The sequence below is a fragment of the Hydrogenophaga sp. genome (assembly GCF_051860785.1).
In the GTDB taxonomy this organism is placed as follows: Bacteria; Pseudomonadota; Gammaproteobacteria; order Burkholderiales; family Burkholderiaceae_C; genus Hydrogenophaga.
This window is the reverse complement of sequence record NZ_JBIMLB010000054.1, coordinates 1-512: the sequence shown is the minus strand read 5'-3', so window position 1 is coordinate 512 and position 512 is coordinate 1. Positions and strand designations below refer to the sequence as shown.

The window sequence follows — 512 nt, the reverse complement described above, 5'->3', positions numbered from 1 at the left end:
CATTGCAAAGTCAGGCTGATCGGATCGACTCGTCGATGATTTTCGTTTCTGACCACGGCGAGTCGCTGGGTGAGAAGGGCGTATTTCTGCACGGTATGCCGTACAGCTTCGCGCCCACGGTCCAGAAGCAGGTCCCCTTCATGGCATGGCTGCCAAAGGCCACCCAGGACCGACTGGGGATCGACGCAAACTGTCTGGTTTCGCGTAGGGACCAGCTGTCGCACGACAACCTTTATCACTCAATCCTTGGACTGACCTCGACGCAGGCGTCAACCTACCGTAACGACCGTGACGTCTTCTCATCCTGCCGCACCGGCCCAGTCGTTGGAGGAAATCCAAAAAGAGAGAGGCAATGACCCAACCACTGGGCAATGCTCAGCGGCTATCGTCTACATTCGCCCACGGCAATCGTTGAAGCATCGCAGCTTGTTACCCGAAGCGGCCTTAAGGCTACGCTGAACAAGTTGAGAGGTGGCGCGAGGTTTGCATGTATCGAGACACCAGAGACACGA

The 512-nt window shown here is 56.6% G+C and carries 1 protein-coding gene; it reads left to right on the top strand.

What is annotated here, in order from left to right:
- Positions 1 to 356: sulfatase-like hydrolase/transferase (locus ACTIF6_RS26870; protein ID WP_439590750.1), on the top strand; the 356-nt coding region annotated here is incomplete at its 5' end.
- Positions 357 to 512 lie beyond the last annotated feature (156 nt).